23 protein-coding genes are annotated in these 20,453 nt (G+C 43.0%); 15 read left to right on the plus strand and 8 right to left on the minus strand.

Features of this window, described 5'->3' with window-relative positions:
• Nucleotides 1-81 precede the first annotated feature (81 nt).
• The 13 genes from fabT (at nucleotide 82) to TZ92_RS03440 (ending at nucleotide 10,624) form a co-directional block, all read left to right on the plus strand.
• The gene (fabT, locus tag TZ92_RS03380; protein ID WP_033630318.1) at nucleotides 82-516 is read left to right on the plus strand and encodes a fatty acid biosynthesis transcriptional regulator FabT; all 435 of its coding nucleotides are present in this window, start codon (nucleotides 82-84) and stop codon (nucleotides 514-516) included.
• Nucleotides 516-1,490, plus strand: a complete 975-nt coding sequence (locus tag TZ92_RS03385) for a beta-ketoacyl-ACP synthase III (protein ID WP_000852970.1) — start codon at nucleotides 516-518, stop codon at nucleotides 1,488-1,490. Before fabT ends, TZ92_RS03385 begins: the two co-directional genes overlap by 1 nt.
• Before the next feature lie 57 nt (nucleotides 1,491-1,547).
• Nucleotides 1,548-1,772: an acyl carrier protein gene (locus TZ92_RS03390; protein ID WP_000257840.1), complete on the plus strand. Its 225-nt coding sequence runs from the start codon at nucleotides 1,548-1,550 to the stop codon at nucleotides 1,770-1,772.
• 117 nt (nucleotides 1,773-1,889) lie between these two features.
• Entirely contained in the window at nucleotides 1,890-2,864 is a 975-nt protein-coding gene (fabK, locus tag TZ92_RS03395) for an enoyl-[acyl-carrier-protein] reductase FabK (protein WP_000857452.1), read from the plus strand.
• Nucleotides 2,857-3,777, plus strand: a complete 921-nt coding sequence (gene fabD, locus TZ92_RS03400) for an ACP S-malonyltransferase (protein ID WP_033630317.1) — start codon at nucleotides 2,857-2,859, stop codon at nucleotides 3,775-3,777. Before fabK ends, fabD begins: the two co-directional genes overlap by 8 nt.
• Before the next feature lie 45 nt (nucleotides 3,778-3,822).
• Nucleotides 3,823-4,554 carry a 3-oxoacyl-[acyl-carrier-protein] reductase gene (gene fabG, locus TZ92_RS03405; RefSeq protein WP_033630316.1) on the plus strand — a complete coding sequence of 244 codons (732 nt, stop codon included), beginning with the start codon at nucleotides 3,823-3,825 and terminating at the stop codon, nucleotides 4,552-4,554.
• A gap of 28 nt (nucleotides 4,555-4,582) precedes the next feature.
• Nucleotides 4,583-5,818, plus strand: a complete 1,236-nt coding sequence (gene fabF, locus TZ92_RS03410) for a beta-ketoacyl-ACP synthase II (protein ID WP_000774052.1) — start codon at nucleotides 4,583-4,585, stop codon at nucleotides 5,816-5,818.
• 2 nt (nucleotides 5,819-5,820) lie between these two features.
• Nucleotides 5,821-6,309, plus strand: a complete 489-nt coding sequence (gene accB / locus TZ92_RS03415; RefSeq protein WP_033630315.1) for an acetyl-CoA carboxylase biotin carboxyl carrier protein — start codon at nucleotides 5,821-5,823, stop codon at nucleotides 6,307-6,309.
• Nucleotides 6,306-6,728 carry a 3-hydroxyacyl-ACP dehydratase FabZ gene (gene fabZ / locus TZ92_RS03420; protein ID WP_000565515.1) on the plus strand — a complete coding sequence of 141 codons (423 nt, stop codon included), beginning with the start codon at nucleotides 6,306-6,308 and terminating at the stop codon, nucleotides 6,726-6,728. Before accB ends, fabZ begins: the two co-directional genes overlap by 4 nt.
• An 11-nt stretch (nucleotides 6,729-6,739) precedes the next feature.
• Nucleotides 6,740-8,107 (plus strand): acetyl-CoA carboxylase biotin carboxylase subunit, encoded by a 1,368-nt coding sequence (gene accC, locus TZ92_RS03425; RefSeq protein ID WP_033630314.1) that lies wholly within the window; start codon nucleotides 6,740-6,742, stop codon nucleotides 8,105-8,107.
• A 35-nt stretch (nucleotides 8,108-8,142) separates the two neighbouring features.
• Nucleotides 8,143-9,009 (plus strand): acetyl-CoA carboxylase, carboxyltransferase subunit beta, encoded by an 867-nt coding sequence (accD, locus tag TZ92_RS03430; RefSeq protein WP_033630313.1) that lies wholly within the window; start codon nucleotides 8,143-8,145, stop codon nucleotides 9,007-9,009.
• On the plus strand, nucleotides 9,006-9,773 hold the full coding sequence (locus tag TZ92_RS03435) for an acetyl-CoA carboxylase carboxyl transferase subunit alpha (RefSeq protein ID WP_001017376.1): 768 nt from the start codon (nucleotides 9,006-9,008) through the stop codon (nucleotides 9,771-9,773). The genes accD and TZ92_RS03435 overlap by 4 nt, the downstream gene beginning before the upstream one ends.
• A gap of 149 nt (nucleotides 9,774-9,922) precedes the next feature.
• Complete coding sequence (locus tag TZ92_RS03440) at nucleotides 9,923-10,624, plus strand: CPBP family intramembrane glutamic endopeptidase (protein ID WP_033630312.1); 702 nt, start codon at nucleotides 9,923-9,925, stop codon at nucleotides 10,622-10,624.
• Between the two features lie 49 nt (nucleotides 10,625-10,673).
• On the opposite strand, the gene nusB is transcribed toward TZ92_RS03440, so the two are convergent.
• From nusB to gatC, 8 genes are all read right to left on the minus strand, one after another.
• On the minus strand, nucleotides 10,674-11,096 hold the full coding sequence (gene nusB / locus TZ92_RS03445) for a transcription antitermination factor NusB (protein WP_000203659.1): 423 nt from the start codon (nucleotides 11,094-11,096) through the stop codon (nucleotides 10,674-10,676).
• On the minus strand, nucleotides 11,089-11,478 hold the full coding sequence (locus TZ92_RS03450; protein ID WP_000510584.1) for an Asp23/Gls24 family envelope stress response protein: 390 nt from the start codon (nucleotides 11,476-11,478) through the stop codon (nucleotides 11,089-11,091). The genes nusB and TZ92_RS03450 overlap by 8 nt, the downstream gene beginning before the upstream one ends.
• 21 nt (nucleotides 11,479-11,499) lie before the next feature.
• Entirely contained in the window at nucleotides 11,500-12,060 is a 561-nt protein-coding gene (efp, locus tag TZ92_RS03455; RefSeq protein WP_000568642.1) for an elongation factor P, read from the minus strand.
• An 80-nt stretch (nucleotides 12,061-12,140) separates the two neighbouring features.
• Complete coding sequence (locus TZ92_RS03460; protein ID WP_033630311.1) at nucleotides 12,141-13,268, minus strand: SPFH domain-containing protein; 1,128 nt, start codon at nucleotides 13,266-13,268, stop codon at nucleotides 12,141-12,143.
• 8 nt (nucleotides 13,269-13,276) lie between these two features.
• Nucleotides 13,277-14,221 (minus strand): zinc-ribbon domain-containing transport protein, encoded by a 945-nt coding sequence (locus TZ92_RS03465; RefSeq protein ID WP_033630310.1) that lies wholly within the window; start codon nucleotides 14,219-14,221, stop codon nucleotides 13,277-13,279.
• Between the two features lie 73 nt (nucleotides 14,222-14,294).
• Nucleotides 14,295-15,740 (minus strand): Asp-tRNA(Asn)/Glu-tRNA(Gln) amidotransferase subunit GatB, encoded by a 1,446-nt coding sequence (gatB, locus tag TZ92_RS03470; protein ID WP_033630309.1) that lies wholly within the window; start codon nucleotides 15,738-15,740, stop codon nucleotides 14,295-14,297.
• Complete coding sequence (gene gatA, locus TZ92_RS03475) at nucleotides 15,740-17,206, minus strand: Asp-tRNA(Asn)/Glu-tRNA(Gln) amidotransferase subunit GatA (RefSeq protein WP_000143700.1); 1,467 nt, start codon at nucleotides 17,204-17,206, stop codon at nucleotides 15,740-15,742. Before gatA ends, gatB begins: the two co-directional genes overlap by 1 nt.
• On the minus strand, nucleotides 17,206-17,508 hold the full coding sequence (gene gatC / locus TZ92_RS03480) for an Asp-tRNA(Asn)/Glu-tRNA(Gln) amidotransferase subunit GatC (RefSeq protein ID WP_000705409.1): 303 nt from the start codon (nucleotides 17,506-17,508) through the stop codon (nucleotides 17,206-17,208). The genes gatA and gatC overlap by 1 nt, the downstream gene beginning before the upstream one ends.
• Before the next feature lie 165 nt (nucleotides 17,509-17,673).
• Between gatC and TZ92_RS03485 the strand changes: the two genes are divergently transcribed.
• Complete coding sequence (locus tag TZ92_RS03485) at nucleotides 17,674-18,366, plus strand: YwaF family protein (RefSeq protein ID WP_000468957.1); 693 nt, start codon at nucleotides 17,674-17,676, stop codon at nucleotides 18,364-18,366.
• A gap of 143 nt (nucleotides 18,367-18,509) precedes the next feature.
• Entirely contained in the window at nucleotides 18,510-20,054 is a 1,545-nt protein-coding gene (locus tag TZ92_RS03490; RefSeq protein WP_000155105.1) for a peptide chain release factor 3, read from the plus strand.
• Nucleotides 20,055-20,453 lie beyond the last annotated feature (399 nt).

The raw sequence follows: 20,453 nt of genomic DNA on the forward strand, positions 1-20,453 counted from the left end.
TTGCACAATTTTTTGAAGTTTGATATACTTCTTTTATCAAATGCTTTGATTGTGAAAGTTTTTTAGAAGGAGGGAAACGATTTGGACTACCAACAAGTAAATGATTATCTAACATCTATTTTCAACAATGTCCTTGTGATCGAGGAGGTTAGCTTACGAGGTAGTCGATTCAAAGACATCTCCATCAAAGAAATGCACACGATTGATGTGATTGGAAAGTTTCCGGAGGCAACACCAAGCAAGGTTTCAAAGGAACTGATGGTAACTCTTGGAACGGTTACAACTAGCTTGAATAACCTGGAAAGAAAAGGTTATATTGAGCGTATTCGTTCTGATCAGGATCGACGTGTGGTCTATCTGCATTTGACCAAGAAAGGTCGGTTAGTCCATCGTCTTCATAGACGTTTTCACAAGGCAATGGTCGAAAAAATCATCGATGGCATGAGTCCTGAGGAAATAGAAGTTATGGGTAGAGGATTAATCAATCTTTATCAATTTTTGGAGGATTTGAAATAATGGCTTTTGCAAAGATAAGCCAGGTTGCTCATTATGTTCCAGAGCAAGTGGTCACTAATCATGACTTAGCCCAAATCATGGACACAAGCGATGAGTGGATTTCAAGTCGGACAGGAATTAAACAGAGACATATCTCAAAAACAGAGTCTACAAGTGATTTGGCGACAGAAGTAGCTAAGAGCTTGTTGGCTAAAGGGAGCTTAACAGCGGATCAGATTGATTTTATCATTGTAGCGACGATTACCCCAGACTCGATGATGCCTTCCACAGCAGCTCGAGTTCAGGCAAATATCGGAGCGCATAGAGCATTCGCATTTGATCTGACAGCAGCTTGCAGTGGCTTTGTATTCGCTCTCTCAACTGCAGAAAAGTTTTTAAGTTCTGGACAGTTCAAAAAAGGGATTGTTATCGGGGCTGAAACCTTATCCAAGGCAGTTGATTGGTCAGATCGTTCGACAGCTGTTCTCTTTGGGGATGGTGCTGGAGGGGTTCTCTTGGAAGCGAGCGAAACACGTCATTTCCTTGTGGAGAGTCTCTATACGGATGGCTCTCGGAGCGAGTGCTTGACCTATGGTCAAACGGCTTTGGCTTCTCCTTTCTCGGATCAAGAAGCAGTTCCTGCTTTTTTGAAGATGGATGGACGAGCAGTTTTTGATTTTGCAAATCGTGATGTTGCTAGATCGATCAAAGAAACCATTGAAAATGGTCCAATCGCAGCATCGGAATTGGATTATCTCTTGCTTCATCAGGCAAATATCCGCATTTTGGATAAGATGGCTAAGAAGATCGGCGTAGACCGAGACAAGCTTCCTGCCAATATGATGGAGTATGGAAATACCAGTGCAGCAAGTATCCCGATTTTGCTTTCAGAGTGTGTGGAAAATGGCATGATTCGTTTAGATGGTAGCCAGACGATTCTCCTATCAGGCTTCGGTGGAGGTTTGACATGGGGCACACTCATTCTTACAATCTAGGTAATCATGTGGTAAACACATAGTTATAAATTTTTTATATTTTAAAGGAGTCCTATCATGGCAGTATTTGAAAAAGTACAAGAAATTATCGTTGAAGAACTTGGGAAAGACGCATCAGAAGTAACACTTGAATCTACTTTTGATGATTTGGATGCAGATTCATTGGACTTGTTCCAAGTAATCTCTGAAATCGAAGATGCTTTCGATATCCAAATCGAAGCAGAAGATAACTTGAAAACAGTTGGTGACTTGGTTGCCTACGTTGAAGAGCAAACAAAATAATTAACATATTACTAGAAGGAGTAGGGGAAACCCACTCCCTCTTGTTTAGGTAATAGTTTGAAACTCAAATGATAAACTCATCGAACTATTACGTAAGCAAGGAATGATGGAGGCACTATGAAAACACGTATTACAGAATTATTGAACATTGATTATCCTATTTTTCAAGGAGGAATGGCCTGGGTTGCGGATGGTGACTTAGCTGGTGCAGTATCAAAAGCTGGTGGTCTAGGGATCATCGGCGGTGGGAATGCACCTAAAGAGGTCGTAAAGGCTAATATCGATAAAATCAAATCACTTACGGACAAACCTTTTGGTGTCAACATCATGCTCTTGTCACCTTTTGTAGAAGACATCGTTGATCTCGTGATTGAAGAAGGGGTCAAGGTGGTGACAACTGGTGCAGGAAATCCAAGTAAATACATGACTCGTTTCCATGATGCAGGAATTACAGTTATTCCTGTTGTTCCGAGTGTTGCTTTGGCAAAACGCATGGAAAAAATTGGTGCAGATGCAGTTATTGCAGAAGGAATGGAAGCCGGTGGGCATATTGGTAAATTAACGACGATGACCTTGGTTCGCCAAGTTGCTGCAGCTGTTTCAATTCCAGTTATCGCAGCTGGAGGAATTGCGGACGGTGAAGGTGTCGCTGCAGGCTTTATGCTTGGTGCTGAGGCCGTTCAAGTTGGTACGCGTTTCGTGGTAGCTAAGGAATCCAACGCCCATCCAAAATACAAGGAAAAAATCTTAAAAGCGCGTGATATCGATACGACTATTTCCGCTCAACACTTTGGTCATGCTGTTCGTGCCATTAAAAACCAGTTGACACGTGACTTTGAGCAGGCTGAAAAAGATGCCTTTAAACAAGAAAATCCAGATTTAGAAATCTTTGAACAAATGGGAGCTGGTGCTCTTGCTAAAGCCGTTGTCCATGGAGATGTAGAAGGTGGATCTGTCATGGCAGGTCAGATTGCTGGTTTGGTATCTAAAGAGGAAACTGTCGAAGAAATCCTAAAAGATTTATACTATGGCGCAGCCAAAAAAATTCAAGAAGAAGCCTCTCGTTGGGCAGGAGTTGTAAGAAATGACTAAAACAGCCTTTCTATTTGCAGGTCAAGGTGCTCAGTATCTAGGAATGGGGCGTGATCTCTATGATCGCTACCCTATCGTCAAGGAAACAATTGACCAAGCCAGTCAGGTTTTGGGTTATGACCTTCGTGACTTGATCGATAAGGAAGAAACCAAGTTAAACCAGACTCGCTATACGCAACCAGCTATTTTAGCGACTTCGATTGCTATTTACCGACTATTGAAAGAAAAGGGTTATCAGCCAGATATGGTAGCAGGATTGTCTCTTGGGGAATATTCTGCTCTTGTAGCAAGTGGGGCCTTGGACTTTGAGGATGCAGTTGCTTTGGTTGCTAAACGTGGTGCTTATATGGAAGAGGCTGCACCTGCAGGCTCTGGGAAGATGGTTGCCGTTCTTAATACTCCAGTTGAAGTGATTGAGGAAGCTTGTGGAACAGCCTCTAAAGTTGGAGTAGTAACTCCAGCTAACTACAACACCCCAAGCCAAATCGTTATTGGTGGTGAGGTGGCTGCAGTTGACCGCGCAGTTGAACTCTTGCAGGAAGCAGGAGCAAAACGATTGATTCCTTTAAATGTATCTGGTCCGTTCCATACAGCCCTTCTTGAGCCAGCCAGTCAGCAACTAGCTGGAGCTCTTGAGGGAGTGAGTTTCTCTGATTTTATTTGCCCACTAGTCGGCAATACGGAAGCTGCTGTTATGGAAAAAGATCGAATCCAAGAGCTTTTGACGCGTCAGGTCAAAGAACCTGTTCGTTTTTATGAAAGTATTGCTGTGATGCAGGATGCTGGGGTAACCAACTTTATTGAAATTGGTCCTGGTAAGGTCCTATCAGGCTTTGTCAAAAAAATCGATAAAACAGCTCAGCTAGCTAACGTTGAAGACCAAGCAAGCTTGGATGCTTTGTTAGGAAACTAATGATCCCTTCTCCCACAAAATACAACAGGAAACAGGAGAAATAGAATGCAACTTACAAACAAAAATGTCTTTGTAACAGGTTCAAGTCGTGGTATCGGACTTGCCATTGCTCACAAATTTGCCCACCTAGGCGCTAATGTAGTCTTGAATAGTCGAGGAGCAATCTCAGAAGAATTGCTGGCTGAGTTTTCAAACTACGGCGTCAAAGTAGTACCGATCTCAGGTGATGTTTCAGACTTTGCAGATGCCAAGCGTATGATAGATCAAGCGATTGCAGAACTCGGTTCTGTCGATGTCTTAGTCAACAATGCTGGGATCACTCAAGATACGCTTATGCTCAAGATGACCGAAGAAGACTTTGAAAAAGTGATTAAGATCAACTTGACAGGTGCCTTCAACATGACGCAAGCAGTATTGAAACAGATGATCAAGGCACGTGAAGGTGCGATTATCAACATGTCTAGTGTGGTCGGTTTGATGGGAAATATCGGACAAGCCAACTATGCAGCTTCTAAAGCAGGTTTGATTGGTTTTACCAAGTCAGTTGCACGTGAAGTTGCCAATCGCAACGTACGCGTAAATGCTCTTGCACCAGGAATGATCGAGTCAGATATGACTGCTGTTTTGTCTGATAAGGTCAAGGAAGCGACATTGGCCCAAATCCCAATGAAACATTTTGGTCAAGCAGAACATATCGCAGATGCTACAGTGTTCCTGGCTGGACAGGATTATTTGACTGGACAAGTTCTCGCTGTTGATGGCGGACTTAGCATGTAAAAAATAAGGAAAGATATAGGTAAGACAGATGAAACTAAATCGAGTTGTAGTAACAGGTTACGGATTGACCTCTCCTATCGGAAATACTCCAGAAGAATTTTGGAACAGTTTGCAAACTGGGAAGATTGGAATTGGAGAAATCACTAAGTTTGACCACAGCGAATTTGCTGTGCACAATGCGGCAGAAGTTCAAGATTTCCCATTTGATAAATACTTTGTCAAAAAAGATACCAACCGTTTTGACAACTATTCTTTGTATGCCTTGTATGCGGCTCAAGAAGCAGTGACAAATGCAAATCTTGATGTAGAAGCAATCGATAAGGATCGCTTTGGTGTTATCGTAGCTTCTGGTATTGGGGGAATTAAAGAAATCGAAGATCAGGTTATCCGTCTTCATGAAAAAGGTCCAAAACGTGTTAAACCAATGACACTTCCAAAAGCCTTGCCAAATATGGCTTCAGGAAATGTTGCTATGCGCTTCGGAGCAAATGGTATCTGTAAATCCATCAATACAGCCTGTGCCTCATCAAATGATGCCATTGGGGATGCCTTCCGCTCTATCAAGTTTGGTTTCCAAGATGTCATGTTAGTTGGTGGATCAGAATCATCTATCACTCCTTTTGCTATCGCTGGTTTCCAAGCGTTGACTGCCCTATCAACTACAGAGGATCCAACTCGTGCTTCTATCCCATTTGACAAAGACCGTAATGGTTTTGTGATGGGAGAAGGTTCAGGGATGTTGGTTCTTGAAAGTCTTGAACATGCTGAAAAACGTGGCGCAACTATCTTGGCTGAAGTAGTTGGCTACGGTAATACCTGTGATGCTTACCATATGACTTCACCTCATCCAGAGGGTCAAGGTGCGATTAAGGCCATGAAGTTGGCTTTGGAAGAAGCAGAAATTTCTCCAGAGCAAGTGGCTTACGTCAATGCACACGGAACTTCAACTCCTGCTAATGAAAAAGGAGAAAGTGGTGCTATCGTAGCTGTTCTTGGTAAAGAAGTACCTGTATCTTCAACTAAGTCCTTCACAGGACACTTGCTTGGTGCTGCAGGAGCAGTGGAAGCCATCGCTACCATCGAAGCCATGCGTCATAACTATGTACCAATGACAGCTGGAACAAGTGAGTTATCAGACTATATCGAAGCGAATGTCGTTTATGGACAAGGCTTGGAGCAAGAAATCCCTTATGCTATTTCAAACACTTTTGGTTTTGGTGGACACAATGCGGTTCTTGCTTTCAAACGTTGGGAGAATAAATAATTATGAATTTAAATGAGATCAAGGACTTGATGGCTCAATTTGACCAATCAAGTTTGAGAGAATTTTCTTATAAAAACGGAACGGACGAATTGCAGTTTAGTAAGAATGAAGCAAGAATGGCTTCTGAAGCACCAGCTCAAGTTGCTCCAGCGCCAACTGCAGTAGCTGCAAGTCCAGTAGTTTCTGCCCCTTCAACTCCAGTAGAGAGTGTAGTGGAAGAAACTCCAGCACCAGCTGAAACGACGGTTACTCCAGAGGGTGATGTTGTTGAGAGCCCACTTGTAGGGGTGGCTTACTTGGCTGCTGGACCAGATAAACCTGCCTTTGTCACAGTCGGAGACAGTGTTAAAAAAGGTCAGACTTTGGTGATCATCGAAGCCATGAAAGTCATGAATGAGATTCCCGCGCCTAAGGATGGTGTGGTGACAGAAATTCTCGTTTCAAATGAAGAAATGGTTGAGTTCGGTAAAGGATTGGTACGCATCAAATGATCGATATTCAAGGAATCAAAGAAGCTCTACCCCATCGCTACCCCATGCTCCTAGTGGATCGTGTCTTGGAAGTGAGCGAGGATACCATTGTTGCCATTAAAAATGTGACCATCAACGAACCTTTCTTCAATGGTCATTTTCCTCAATACCCAGTTATGCCAGGTGTTCTTATCATGGAAGCCTTGGCTCAGACTGCTGGTGTCTTGGAATTGTCCAAACCTGAAAATAAAGGGAAACTGGTCTTCTACGCTGGAATGGACAAGGTTAAGTTCAAGAAGCAAGTTGTACCAGGTGACCAATTAGTCATGACGGCTACTTTTGTCAAACGTCGTGGTACGATTGCTGTGGTTGAAGCAAAGGCTGAAGTAGATGGTAAGCTTGCAGCGAGTGGTACTCTTACCTTTGCAATTGGAAACTAAGGAGGTTCTCCATGTTTCGTAAAATTTTGATTGCTAACCGTGGTGAGATTGCGGTTCGCATTATTCGAGCTGCGCGTGAATTGGGCATTGCAACCGTAGCAGTTTATTCAACTGCTGATAAGGAAGCTCTTCACACACTCCTAGCGGATGAAGCTATCTGTATCGGACCTGGTAAGGCGACAGAATCTTATCTCAATATCAACGCTATTTTATCTGCTGCAGTCTTGACTGAAGCAGAAGCCATCCACCCAGGTTTTGGTTTTCTTAGCGAAAACTCCAAGTTTGCCACGATGTGTGATGAAGTGGGGATTAAGTTCATCGGTCCTTCTGGGACTGTAATGGATACCATGGGAGATAAGATTAATGCGCGTGAGCAAATGATCAAGGCTGGGGTTCCAGTTATCCCAGGATCTGATGGTGAAGTTCACACGGCTGAAGAGGCGCTTGCAGTTGCAGAAAAAATTGGCTATCCAGTCATGCTTAAGGCATCGGCAGGTGGTGGTGGAAAAGGGATTCGTAAGGTTGAAAAGGCAGAAGACTTGGTCGCAGCCTTTGAAACAGCATCCAGTGAAGCCAAGGCCAATTTTGGAAATGGCGCTATGTATCTTGAGCGTGTGATTTATCCAGCTCGCCATATTGAGGTTCAGATCCTTGCGGATCAAGAGGGTCATGTTGTCCATCTTGGTGAACGGGACTGTTCACTCCAACGGAATAACCAAAAGGTCTTAGAAGAAAGTCCGTCCATTGCGATTGGTAAAACACTTCGTAATGAAATTGGTGCTGCGGCTGTTCGAGCTGCAGAGTCTGTTGGCTATGAAAATGCAGGGACGATTGAATTTCTTCTCGATGAAGCGAGTGGCAATTTCTACTTCATGGAAATGAATACTCGTGTGCAAGTGGAACACCCAGTCACAGAGTTTGTTTCAGGTGTCGATATCGTGAAAGAGCAGATTCGCATTGCTGCCGGGCAACCTTTACCTTTCAAACAAGAAGATATTGTCCTACGAGGTCATGCTATCGAGTGCCGGATCAATGCAGAAAATCCAGCATTTAACTTTGCTCCAAGCCCAGGGAAAATTACCAATCTCTATCTACCAAGTGGTGGAGTTGGCTTGCGCGTGGACTCAGCAGTTTATCCAGGTTATACCATTCCCCCTTACTATGATAGTATGATTGCCAAAATCATTGTTCATGGGGAGAATCGTTTTGATGCTCTTATGAAGATGCAACGGGCACTTTATGAACTTGATATTGAAGGAGTGAAAACCAATGCAGACTTCCAGTTGGATCTGATTTCAGACCGCCGAGTTATCGCTGGTGACTACGATACTTCCTTCTTGATGGAAACTTTCTTGCCAAAATACCAAGAAAAAGAATAGACTTTCAAACAGTATGAGAACTAAAAGGGGGAGTTATGGCTCTATTTAGTAAAAAGGATAAGTATATTCGGATCAATCCTAACCGTTCCGTAAGGCAGAAACCACAAGCCAAGCCTGAGGTTCCGGATGAACTCTTCTCCCAGTGTCCTGGTTGTAAACACACCATTTACCAAAAGGATCTTGGGAGCGAACGAATTTGTCCCCATTGTAGCTATACTTTCCGTATTTCAGCTCAGGAACGCTTGGATTTGACGATTGATTCTGACAGCTTTGTGGAGATGTTTACGGGTATTGAAACTCAAGATCCATTAAACTTTCCTGGCTACCAGAAAAAACTTGCAACAATGCGTGAAAAGACAGATTTGGATGAAGCAGTACTAACTGGTACAGCTAGCATCAAGGGACAAAAAGTTGCCCTTGGGATCATGGATTCTAACTTTATCATGGCTTCTATGGGAACCGTTGTGGGTGAAAAAATCACGCGCTTGTTTGAGTATGCAATGGTAGAAAACTTGCCAGTCGTTCTCTTCACAGCTTCTGGTGGAGCCCGTATGCAAGAAGGAATCATGAGCTTGATGCAGATGGCTAAGATTTCTGCGGCAGTTCAACGTCATTCCAAGGCCGGACTTTTTTACCTAACTATTTTAACCGATCCGACAACCGGTGGGGTGACCGCTTCTTTTGCTATGGAAGGTGATATCATCCTAGCGGAGCCACAGAGTTTGGTTGGTTTTGCTGGGCGTCGTGTTATCGAAAATACAGTTCGAGAGACCTTGCCGGATGACTTCCAAAAGGCAGAATTTTTGCTGGAACATGGATTTGTTGATGCAATTGTCAAACGGAGAGAACTACCAGAAACAATTGCTAAATTAGTGAGATTGCATGGAGGAAGTCACGGATGAATATTGCAAAAATAGTCAGAGAGGCACGCGAGCAGAGTCGTTTGACCGCACTTGATTTTGCCAATGGAATTTTTGACGAGTTTATCGAATTGCATGGAGATCGCTCTTTTCGTGATGATGGTGCGGTCATTGGTGGGATTGGCTGGTTAGGTGAACAGGCAGTAACTGTCCTTGGTATCCAAAAGGGAAAAAGCCTTCATGACAACCTCAAACGGAATTTTGGGCAACCTCATCCAGAAGGTTATCGTAAGGCCTTGCGCCTGATGAAACAGGCAGAAAAGTTTGGCCGTCCAGTTGTGACCTTTATCAATACGGCGGGTGCTTACCCAGGTGTTGGAGCCGAGGAACGTGGACAAGGTGAAGCAATTGCCCGAAACCTGATGGAAATGAGTGACCTCAAGGTTCCAATCATCGCGATTATTATCGGTGAAGGTGGATCTGGTGGGGCTCTAGCTCTAGCCGTAGCTAATCGTGTCTGGATGTTAGAAAACTCTATCTACGCAGTACTTAGCCCTGAAGGCTTTGCCTCTATCCTTTGGAAGGATGGAAGTCGTGCTATGGAAGCAGCGGAATTGATGAAAATCACTTCGCATGAACTTCTAGAAATGGGAATTGTAGACAAGGTAATCTCAGAGGCAGGGTTATCAAGTAAAGAACTGCTAGGTTGCGTTAAAAATGAATTGCGTGCAGAACTAGATAGGTTGCAAGAACTACCACTCGACCAACTTATCGAAGAACGTTACCAACGCTTTAGAAAATACTAAGAAAATTAAAAAGCTAGAACTATTTGTTCTAGCTATTTTGATAATAGAGCATGGATAAACATCAATACTCTAGATAAATAAAAAAACATATCAATAGTCTATCCTCTATATAGCCCTAATAGAGAGTTTACCATTAGGAGAGAGAAAGAATGAAAAAGACAATACATTTAGGAATCTGTATGATTTTAATGTTCCTGTACATTTATTTAACGCCATTAGGGGCTATAACTCTAGCTAGGACCTTTGGTTTAGGAATGGACAGCTATATAATCTTCCTAGTTGGAGAAGTGTTGCTTATTTTCTTTTTATTCGTTTTGTGGTTGAAAAAGAAGAAGATGCTCTTTATCTTCGAGAAAAAAGGTTGGCGCTGGTCTTATCTCGCTTTCTTAGTGGCTTGCTTTCTTATCTATTCTTTTTTAAATGGATTTAGAATGCAGAATATTCGATTGATTGACCATAGCTTTATTTTCCAAGACCTTCTTTCAGAACTTTACTTAAACGGAAGAGAAACGACTCTATCAAGTCTTATATTTTTAATCTTTAACATTTCGATTGTACCTGTTGTTGAGGAGACAATCTATAGGGGTTATTTTATGAATACCTTCTTTCCGAAGTCGGAGTTTTATTTGGATGTGATCTTGTCTTCTTTCATCTTTGGTCTCAGTCACTTGATTCTATCCCATCGTGATCCCATCAGCCTCATCATTTATAGTATTCTTGGTCTTCTATTTGCAGTCGCTTATCGAGTTACGGGTAGTCTTCGATTTACCATTGTTTGTCATAGTTTCTATAATGCGATTCCCTATGCACCGTCGATTTTATTTTATATTTATTATTTGATTTTTAGATAGTAGGAAACAAAGAAAAAAGTGTTTGATAATTGTCAAACACTTTTTCTTTTTACTGTTCTTCTGTTACAAACTGGCTGAGCAGTCCGTTGATAAAACGGGCAGATTTTTGATCTGAGAAGTCCTTTGCAAGCTCAATAGCTTCATTAACAGCAACCAACTGAGGGGTGTCAAATGAAGTGATTTCAAAGACTCCCAAGCGAAGGAGGTTTCTCTCCACGAGTGTTAAACGCTCGATGGTCCAACCTGCTTTTAAATGCTGTGTGATTTGCTTGTCTAGTTCTTCCTTTTTAGCTTGAACACCAGAAACTAGCTCTGTCAAAAAGGCTGGAAGTTGCACATCCGTATCTTCACGATCATGAGTATAGGCGAAACGACAAGCAGTTTCGACATCCGTACCGAACTCAAGACTCATGAGTGCTTGAAAAGCGCATTTACGGAGTTGGCGTCTAGATTCTAATAGTGGACTAGTCATTGAGGAAGTCCTCGTCAAATAGATCTTTCAATTCTGGTTTTGGTGTTTTATCTGGAACGATACCTGCAACGTGAATATTGATAGCAGCGAGTTCTACATCAGCCATATTACGGACGGCATCTTTGACCGCTTTCTGGATAGCAACCGCTACTTTAGGAACTTTTACTCCGTACTCTAGGTAGAGGTAGATATCAGCTGTGAGTTCTTCGTCCACGTTTTTTAGATAAACGCCACGGCCGAGTGAAAGTTTTGAGAGGGTATCAGATACTGATTTGTTTGAAAAAGAGTGAACACCCTCTACTTTTGCAGTAGCAATAGCAATGATTTTTTCAAGTACACGTGGGGCGATAACAATTTCGCCAAGTTGTTCTTCAATTCCCATAGAATGACCTCTTTCTAGAGATTAGGCACGAGAAACGTAAGTTCCTTCTGCAGTGTTGATAACGAGTTTTTGTCCTGCTTCGATGAAGTCTGGAACGTTTACGACAAGTCCAGTTTCCATCGTTGCTGGTTTACCAGAACCTGTAACAGTAGCACCTTTGATAGATGGTTGAGTTTCTGCAACTGTCAATTCAACAGTAGTAGGAACGGTGACACCAATCACTTCAGTTCCGTAGAATTGGATCTTCACTTCTGAGTTTTCAAGGATGTAAAGCAATTCGTTTTCAACGTTGACTACAGGAATTTCGTATTGGTCGTAAGTTTCTGTGTTCATGAAGTAGGCTGTGTCATCCATTTTGTACAAGTATTGAGCTGGGACAGTCTCGATGATAGCTTGTTCAAATTTTTCCTCTGGACGGTAGCTTGTGTCAAATGTAGAACCAGTACGGACATCACGCAATTTCATACGCATGATGGTGTTTCCTTTACCTGGTTTGTGGTGGCTAGCTTCCAAAACGCGGATCAATTTTCCGTCAGCTGTTTCAAAGGTCATACCAGCCTTTAATTTACTTGCTTCAATCATGTTTTTACCTCTTTAATAAATAATTTACTCTTTATTGTACCATAAAAGACAACATTACTCAAATGTCAGAAGGAGCTTAATTAGTTGACTGGTACGATATTTCCATCGTCGTCTTTAGTAACGAGGACGTATTTTCCATCGACTTCGATGTAAAAATTCTTGCTGGCAGTTTGTCCAGTATTTTGAGCCGGTGCTTGATTTTGGACTTGTTGGCTTAATTGACCACCCAGAGTTTGGCCAAGATTCATGCCCATAAACATGTTCATCCCATTGCCATTTCCTTCGTTGGCAGCTGCAGCAATAAGCGCTTCGTTGCGAGCACGGCGTTCTTCGATTTCAATCGTGTTATACTTCATTGCCACGAGCTCACTATCAAGCTTGCGAACGATATCAAGACTTTCTTGGTCGTAGCTGAGGTCTTCAAGCAAGATGTTAGTTGCTTCAATCCCGTAGAGACCTGTCCAAACCTTGTTGACCTCTTGTTTAGCGAGTTCGTTAAAGGTGTCTTGATTGGCATTGAGGCTATAGATATCTACCTTGTTTTCGTTGGTATATTTGGCAATGGCAATCGCGATTTTCGGTGCGATATTTTGACGGAGCGTTCCTTGAGCTACATCTTGGATAGTAAATGGCTGTCCGTCAGTAATTTGACGGCTAACAGAGCTCACGTAGAAGAGGACTGGATCTGCTATTTTTACATCAAATAAGCCATAAAAACGGATGTTGAGCAGTTGTTGGTAACGTTCGCTGAAATATTCGACCGCATTTTGTGTGCCGAACTTATTACCTGCAATAGGTTGCATGCGGATAAAGATGATTTCCTGTTGGGTGATGACTTGTCCACCAAAAGAGAAACGGTTTTTAAAGTTTTCCCAAGTGCCTTTTAAACCACCTTTTTCAAGGAGCCAGGCGTTATCACCAGCTTGCCATTCGTGGCTACCAGCTTCGAGGACTTCACCAAGGAAGGTACCGTTGTTTACCAAAACAGCGGTATAACCTTGAGGAACGATAACCACACTGCCATCTGACAAAAGTCCAGTATTTTGATTGCTGTGACGAGAACGTCCATCTGGATCTTTAGTGAGTAATTGTCCCTTGATGGCCAAGGCGTCGCCAGAGACATTATCTGGAAGGACAATGGCTTCCTTGAATTTACTATCATTAAAACTATTTAAGCCTGCTGATAAGGCTGCACGTATAAATCCCATAATTCCTCCTAATTATAAAGCTCGTCTTCATCCACAACATCATAGGTATCCAGTACCCATTGGTTTGGACTGCGAGAGAGATTGGCACCACAGTAGTCGCACTCACTAACTGAAGAGATTTTCAATGGGGCACCACAGTTTGGACAGTGGTCGCTCACAACTTGGTCTGGATTGACTGCTTGCGTTTGGCTACCGTGTTGACGGATAAAGTTCAATTGATACACAGTGAAGAGATCTTTTTTAGGGTCTCCTTCAAGGACACGACGAGTCTCATCGTCAATGACATAGTCTCGTAAAATTGATGATAGAATCACCACTAAGGTATCGTTTCCGTCAGGATTTTCAATAAACTCCTTGATGCGAACATTTTCGATACAAACTTTCTCTAAAACATTGGTTGTTTTAGCTCGAATATGGTCCTCAAGTTGAGTACTGTGTTGAGAGTAGAGACTGGTACTTTCTAAAGCGCGGACAGAGTTCCAATTTTTCTCAGTCCAGGCAACCTGCAATTTAAGGTAGACTTCCTTAACCCAAGATGTGAAAGCTTCCGCGTCAAAGTTTGGATCTCCGTATTTCACAAGACTAATGGCCCGTGTGTTGTGTTCAACTCGACGATGGAGCGTTTGAGAATCATTACTAGTGTCTGTTGAACTTGAATCTTCTGAGTTATTCTTCGAGGCTTTAAAGATACTAACTAGGAAAACTCCTGCGACAATCAGGAATACCAATCCCATTTCGAATGAGTTGGTAGAGCTACTAGAGGATGATCCATATCCAGAGCGGTAGTAGTGGTAGGATGATCCGCCAGAACGACTTCCACCTCCACTTGAGCGGCTACTACTGCGGCTGCTCCCTCCACTTCTGGAATGTCCGACACCCGCATCAACGATTTGAGGCACGGATAGAAAAACAAGTAATAAACAGGTCATTAAAAGAGCATAAAACTTTTTCATGTGTCTCCTAACTATATGATTGAAAAGGTAGTTTCTCTCTTGCTGAGTAGACTACTGGGTGACTAGTAGCGAATTATTCACTTTCTTTCAACTTAGCCAATTCCTGTGCAAGGAGTTTAAGGGCAACTTGTGGATTGGCTTGGCCTTTGGTTGCTTTCATAAGGAATCCTGTGAAGGCCTTGTCTGCGTTGCGTTTGCCTGACTTGAAGTCGGCAACGGCAGTTTCATTATCTGCGAAGACTTGGTGGATGATTGGAATCAGAACATCTGGATCAGAGATTTGCACCAAGCCTGCTTTTTCCACGTATTCACGCGCGCCACCGCCATTTTTAGCCAGGTGGACAAAGACTTTCTTGGCAATCTTAGAAGAGATCGTGCCGTCTTCGATGATGGCAATCATTTCTACCAAGTTTTCTGGTGTCAATTCGATTTGTTCTAGTGTTTTACCTTCGGCGTTCAAGAACTGAGCAACTTCACCTTGGAGCCAGTTAGAAACTTGTTTGGCATCGCCACCGAGTGCAACAGCTTTTTCAAAGAAGTCAGAAGTGACCTTATTTGCAGTCAACTGACTAGCATCGTAGTCTGACAAGCCAAGGTCAGATACGTAGCGCGCACGGCGTTCTTTTGGAAACTCTGGCAATTCTGTACGCATTTCCTCAATCCACTCATCTGAGATTTCAAAGAGTGGTAGGTCTGGTTCTGGGAAGTAGCGGTAGTCTGCAGCACCTTCTTTGACACGCATGAGGATGGTTGCCTTGTTAGCTTCATCGTAACGGCGTGTTTCTTGGCGGATTTGACCACCTGAGCGAAGGATTTCAGCTTGACGTTGAACTTCGTATTCAAGACCCTTACGAACATTTGAGAAGGAGTTGAGGTTTTTCAACTCAGTCTTGGTACCGAATTTTTCTTGACCGTAAGGACGAAGGGAAATGTTGGCATCCACACGCATAGAACCTTCTTCCATCTTAACGTCAGAAATACCAGCGTACTGGATGACTTCCTTGAGAGCTGTTAGATAAGCATAGGCTTCTTCTGGGGAACGCATGTCGGCTTCAGATACGATTTCAATCAATGGCACCCCTTGGCGGTTGAGGTCAACATAAGAGTAGCCATCTGTACCGTGGGTGTTTTTACCAGCGTCTTCTTCTAGGTGAGCGCGCTCGATACCGATTTTCTTAGTTGTACCGTCTTCTAGCTCCACTTCAATCCAACCATTATAACCGATAGGCTCATCAAACTGAGAAATTTGGTAGGCTTTTGGATTATCAGGGTAGAAGTAGTTCTTGCGGTCAAAGTGCATCTTTTTGTGGATGTCCATGTTGAGAGCAAGAGCAGCTTTGATACCAGCATCGACAACACCTTTATTGAGAACTGGCAGAACTCCTGGGAAAGACCAGTCAATCACGTTAGTGTTGGCGTTTTGGTCATTTCCAAAGTGGGCAGATGTAGGTGAGAAGATTTTTGAATTGGTGTTGAGCTCTACGTGGACTTCAAGTCCAATGACTGTTTCAAAGTTCATTAGTTGTCACCTCCAAAAATCACGGGTTGTTGTTTGTGGTAATCTGTTGTTGCTTCAAAGGCAGCAGCAACTTGGTAAATGGTTTCCTCAGAGTATTTAGGACCGATCAATTGGAGACCGACTGGTAGACCTTGAGCAAATCCAGCAGGAATTGAAATTCCTGGGAGACCTGCTAAGTTGACTGGGATGGTCAAAAGGTCAGCCAAGTACATGGCAACTGGATCGTGGTTGAGTGAATCCAAGTCATAGGCAACGCTTGGAGCAGTTGGTCCCAAAATCAAGTCGTAATCCGCAAAGACGTTTTCGAAATCTTGGATGATGAGGGTACGGACCTGACCAGCTTTCTTGTAGTAGGCATCGTAGTAACCTGATGAAAGACTAAATGTTCCAAGCATGATACGGCGTTTTACCTCTTCACCGAAACCTTGGCTACGGCTGTTTACATAGATTTCATCAAGGTTGCTTGCATCTTCTGCGCGGTAGCCATAACGGATACCGTCAAAGCGTTGCAAGTTTGAGGAGGCTTCTGATGAAGCGATGATGTAGTAAACGGCAACACCGTATTTAGAGTGAGGAAGGCTGACTTCTTCGACGATGGCACCAAGTTTTTCAAAGTGTTTAGCGGCATTCAGAATGGTTTCCTTAACCTCTGGGTCAATCCCTTCACCAAGGTATTCCTTAGGCAAAGCAATTTTCATTCCCTTGATGTCTTGACCAATTTTTGAAGTAAAGTCGGCAATGCGGACAGGAGCAGAAGTAGAGTCTTTAGCATCTTCGCTGGCAATCGCATTGAGCAAGAGGGCATTTTCTTTAACAGTTGGTGCAAAAGGTCCAATCTGGTCTAATGAGCTACCGAAGGCAATGAGACCGAAACGAGAAACCGTTCCGTAGGTTGGCTTGAGACCAACGATCCCGTTGAAGGCAGCAGGTTGGCGGATGGAACCACCAGTATCAGAACCAAGTGACAAGCGGACTTGGCCTGAAGCTACAGCTGCAGCAGAACCGCTTGATGAACCACCAGGAACCTTGCTGTGGTCCCAAGCATTTTTTGTTGCACCGTAGTAAGAAGTTTCACCTGATCCACCCATGGCAAACTCGTCCATGTTGGTTTTTCCAACAACAATCATACCCTTAGCTTTGGCATTGGCAACGGCTGTCGCATCAAAGATAGGCTCGTAGTTGTAGAGCATTTTTGAGGCAGCAGTTGTAAGGATACCGTCGGTAGAGATATTATCCTTAACAGCCAGTGGAATTCCTGAAAGGACATTATCCGCGTCAATTCCAGCTTCATCAATGGCTTTAGCTTGAGCAAGGGCTTGTTCTTCAGCGATAGTGACAAAAGCATTGATAGCTTTCTCGCGAGACTTGATATCTTCAAGCGTGGCTTGTGTCAATTCAGTAGCTGAAATCTCCTTAGATACAAGGAGGTTGTGCAAGTCTTCAATAGTTTTGTTATTAAAAGTCATTAGGCATCTCCTCCATCATCTAGGATAGCTGGTACCTTGATATAGTAGTTTTCTTTTTCAGGTACGTTTTTAAACAAGCGGTCACGGTCTGTTCCTTCTTCGGCCACATCAGGGCGGAGTACGGTCTTGCGGTCAGCCATGGTTGTAGTAGGTGCGACACCAGTTGTGTCGACTTCGCCCAGCAATTCAAACATGTCAACAATTTTAGACAAGGTTGTCGCAAAGGCAGCAGTTTCTTCTTCAGAGAATTTTAATTTTGAAAGATTGGCAACGTGTGTTACCTCTTCTTGCGTAATTTTCATCTTGCATCCTTTCGTGAAATGATGATTTTTAGTCTGTTCTATTTTACCATATTTTCCTATAAATAAGGGAGCCAAACTGAAAAGAAATAGAAATTGAAAAATCGCTTTTAATTCGCTATAATGGTTAAACTAGAGAATAGAAAAAATAAGAGTTAGGATAGAAATATGTTCCATCAATTTATCACCAGATCTCAAACGGTTCCTCCTCCCATTTCGCTCTCTTGGTATGGGATCATGATGCTTACTTTAGTACTTTGTATTTATGGAGCGCTTGTTTATCACAAAAATCCGAAATTTGTCCGCTTGTTTAAGGGGATTCAGATCCTCCAGTTGCTAGCCCTATATAGTTGGTATGTTGGCTTTGGGATTCCATTTTCTAATAGCCTTCCATTTTACCATTGCCGTTTAGCCATGTTTGCGGTGGTTTTCTTGCCAGATAAATGGCGGAGCAAGCAATATTTTGCCCTCTTAGGAGCAAGTGGAGCGGTCTTTGCTTTGGTTTACCCTGTTTTTGATCCCTATGATTTCCCCCATATCACCAGTTTTTCATTTTTGATTGGGCACTATGCCCTTCTAGTGAATTCCTTGGTCTACTTGATGAATCACTATGACAAGACCTTGCTCAAGAAATATATGATTGTAGCCTATACCTTTATCCTCAATCTCTTTCTAGTTGGGGTTAATCAGGTGACGGGTGGAAATTATGGTTTGTTAAGAGATACCCCGTTTATCTCGAATGCTCCTCTATGGCTAAAGTATCTTCTTGTGTCCGTCATCCTCTCATTGGCTCTGGTTCTTTTTGATATCTTGTTCAAGAAACGGTGGAAAAAGAGAACTCAGGCGCAATCTGTGCTCTAGCTTGTCTTTTCATCGGATGAGCAATTGAAAAACTCCCCAAAATCCGCTATAATGGAGAGTTGAAAGGAATGGTAAAATCCAATGTAAACATCATTCTTAGCTACTGAAACAACTAAAAATAGAAAATCAAAGAAAGAGAACTTATGACTATTCAAGAAGAAATTAAGAAACGTCGTACTTTTGCTATCATCTCCCACCCGGACGCCGGGAAAACAACCATCACTGAGCAGTTGCTCTACTTTGGGGGTGAGATTCGTGAGGCTGGTACTGTAAAAGGGAAGAAAACAGGGACTTTTGCCAAATCTGACTGGATGGATATTGAGAAACAACGTGGGATTTCGGTCACGTCATCTGTTATGCAGTTTGACTATGATGGCAAGCGCGTGAATATCCTCGACACACCAGGGCATGAGGACTTCTCAGAAGATACCTATCGTACCTTGATGGCGGTGGATGCTGCGGTCATGGTCGTGGACTCTGCCAAGGGTATCGAGGCCCAAACAAAAAAATTGTTTGAGGTTGTCAAACACCGTGGCATTCCAGTCTTTACCTTTATGAACAAGCTGGACCGTGACGGTCGTGAGCCACTGGACCTCTTGCAAGAACTAGAAGAAGTCCTTGGCATTGCGAGTTATCCAATGAACTGGCCAATCGGGATGGGGAAAGCCTTCGAAGGCTTGTATGACCTCTATAACCAACGCTTGGAACTCTATAAAGGAGATGAGCGTTTTGCCAGTCTGGAAGAAGGGGATAAGCTCTTTGGAAGCAATCCTTTCTACGCTCAGGTTAAGGACGATATCGAACTGTTGCAAGAAGCAGGAAATGAATTTTCAGAAGAAGCTATTCTTGCAGGAGAACTGACTCCGGTCTTCTTCGGTTCAGCTCTGACTAACTTTGGGGTTCAGACCTTCCTTGAGACCTTCCTTAAGTTTGCTCCAGAACCTCATGGACACAAGAAAACAGACGGAGAAATTGTGGATCCTTATGACAAGGATTTCTCAGGGTTCGTTTTTAAAATCCAAGCCAACATGGACCCTCGTCACCGTGACCGTATCGCCTTTGTTCGTATCGTATCAGGTGAATTTGAGCGTGGAATGAGTGTCAATCTGCCTCGTACTGGTAAGACTGCCAAGCTTTCTAATGTCACCCAATTTATGGCAGAAAGTCGTGAAAATGTCACTAATGCCGTAGCAGGTGATATCATCGGGGTTTACGATACCGGTACTTATCAGGTTGGAGACACCTTGACGGTTGGAAAAAACAAGTTTGAATTTGAACCCCTTCCAACCTTTACACCTGAGATTTTCATGAAAGTTTCTGCTAAGAACGTTATGAAACAAAAATCCTTCCACAAGGGGATTGAACAATTGGTGCAAGAAGGAGCCATTCAGCTTTACAAGAATTACCAAACAGGCGAGTACATGCTAGGAGCTGTTGGTCAACTCCAGTTTGAAGTCTTTAAACACCGCATGGAAGGCGAGTACAATGCAGAAGTTGTCATGAGCCCAATGGGTAAAAAGACGGTTCGTTGGATCAAGCCTGAGGACTTGGACGAGCGCATGTCCTCAAGCCGCAATATCTTGGCCAAGGACCGTTTTGACCAACCAGTCTTCCTCTTTGAAAATGACTTTGCCCTTCGCTGGTTTGCGGACAAGTATCCAGATGTAGAGTTGGAGGAAAAAATGTAACTCAGCAACAACAATTGGAACTAAAGTTCCTAATTGTTGGACGCTAGTCGCTATTTGGCGAACTAGCTAACTGCCTTACTAACTACGTTTGGCAAATAGAATCGATTTGCCAAACTCCGTGTCGTAGTGTAAAATCGGCTTACCTAAACGCTTCACTAGGAAAAATCCACGAATATTATCGATTCGTGGATTTTTCCGTCGTAACCACGTTTTACAAATGAAATCGATTTGTAAAACTCAGTGTCGTAATCTAACAATCGGTAACTGCTATGGCGGCTTACCTAAACGCTTCACTAGAAAAAGTCCATGAATGGTTTCGATTCGTGGATTTTTTGTTTGAATGTATAAACGGCCACCCTCGAGGTGGTCTTTTATTGTTTTCCAAACGCTAGTCCATGG

Origin of the sequence: Streptococcus oralis subsp. oralis (assembly GCF_000960035.1) — a bacterium.
GTDB classification, from domain to species: domain Bacteria; phylum Bacillota; class Bacilli; order Lactobacillales; family Streptococcaceae; genus Streptococcus; species Streptococcus oralis_G.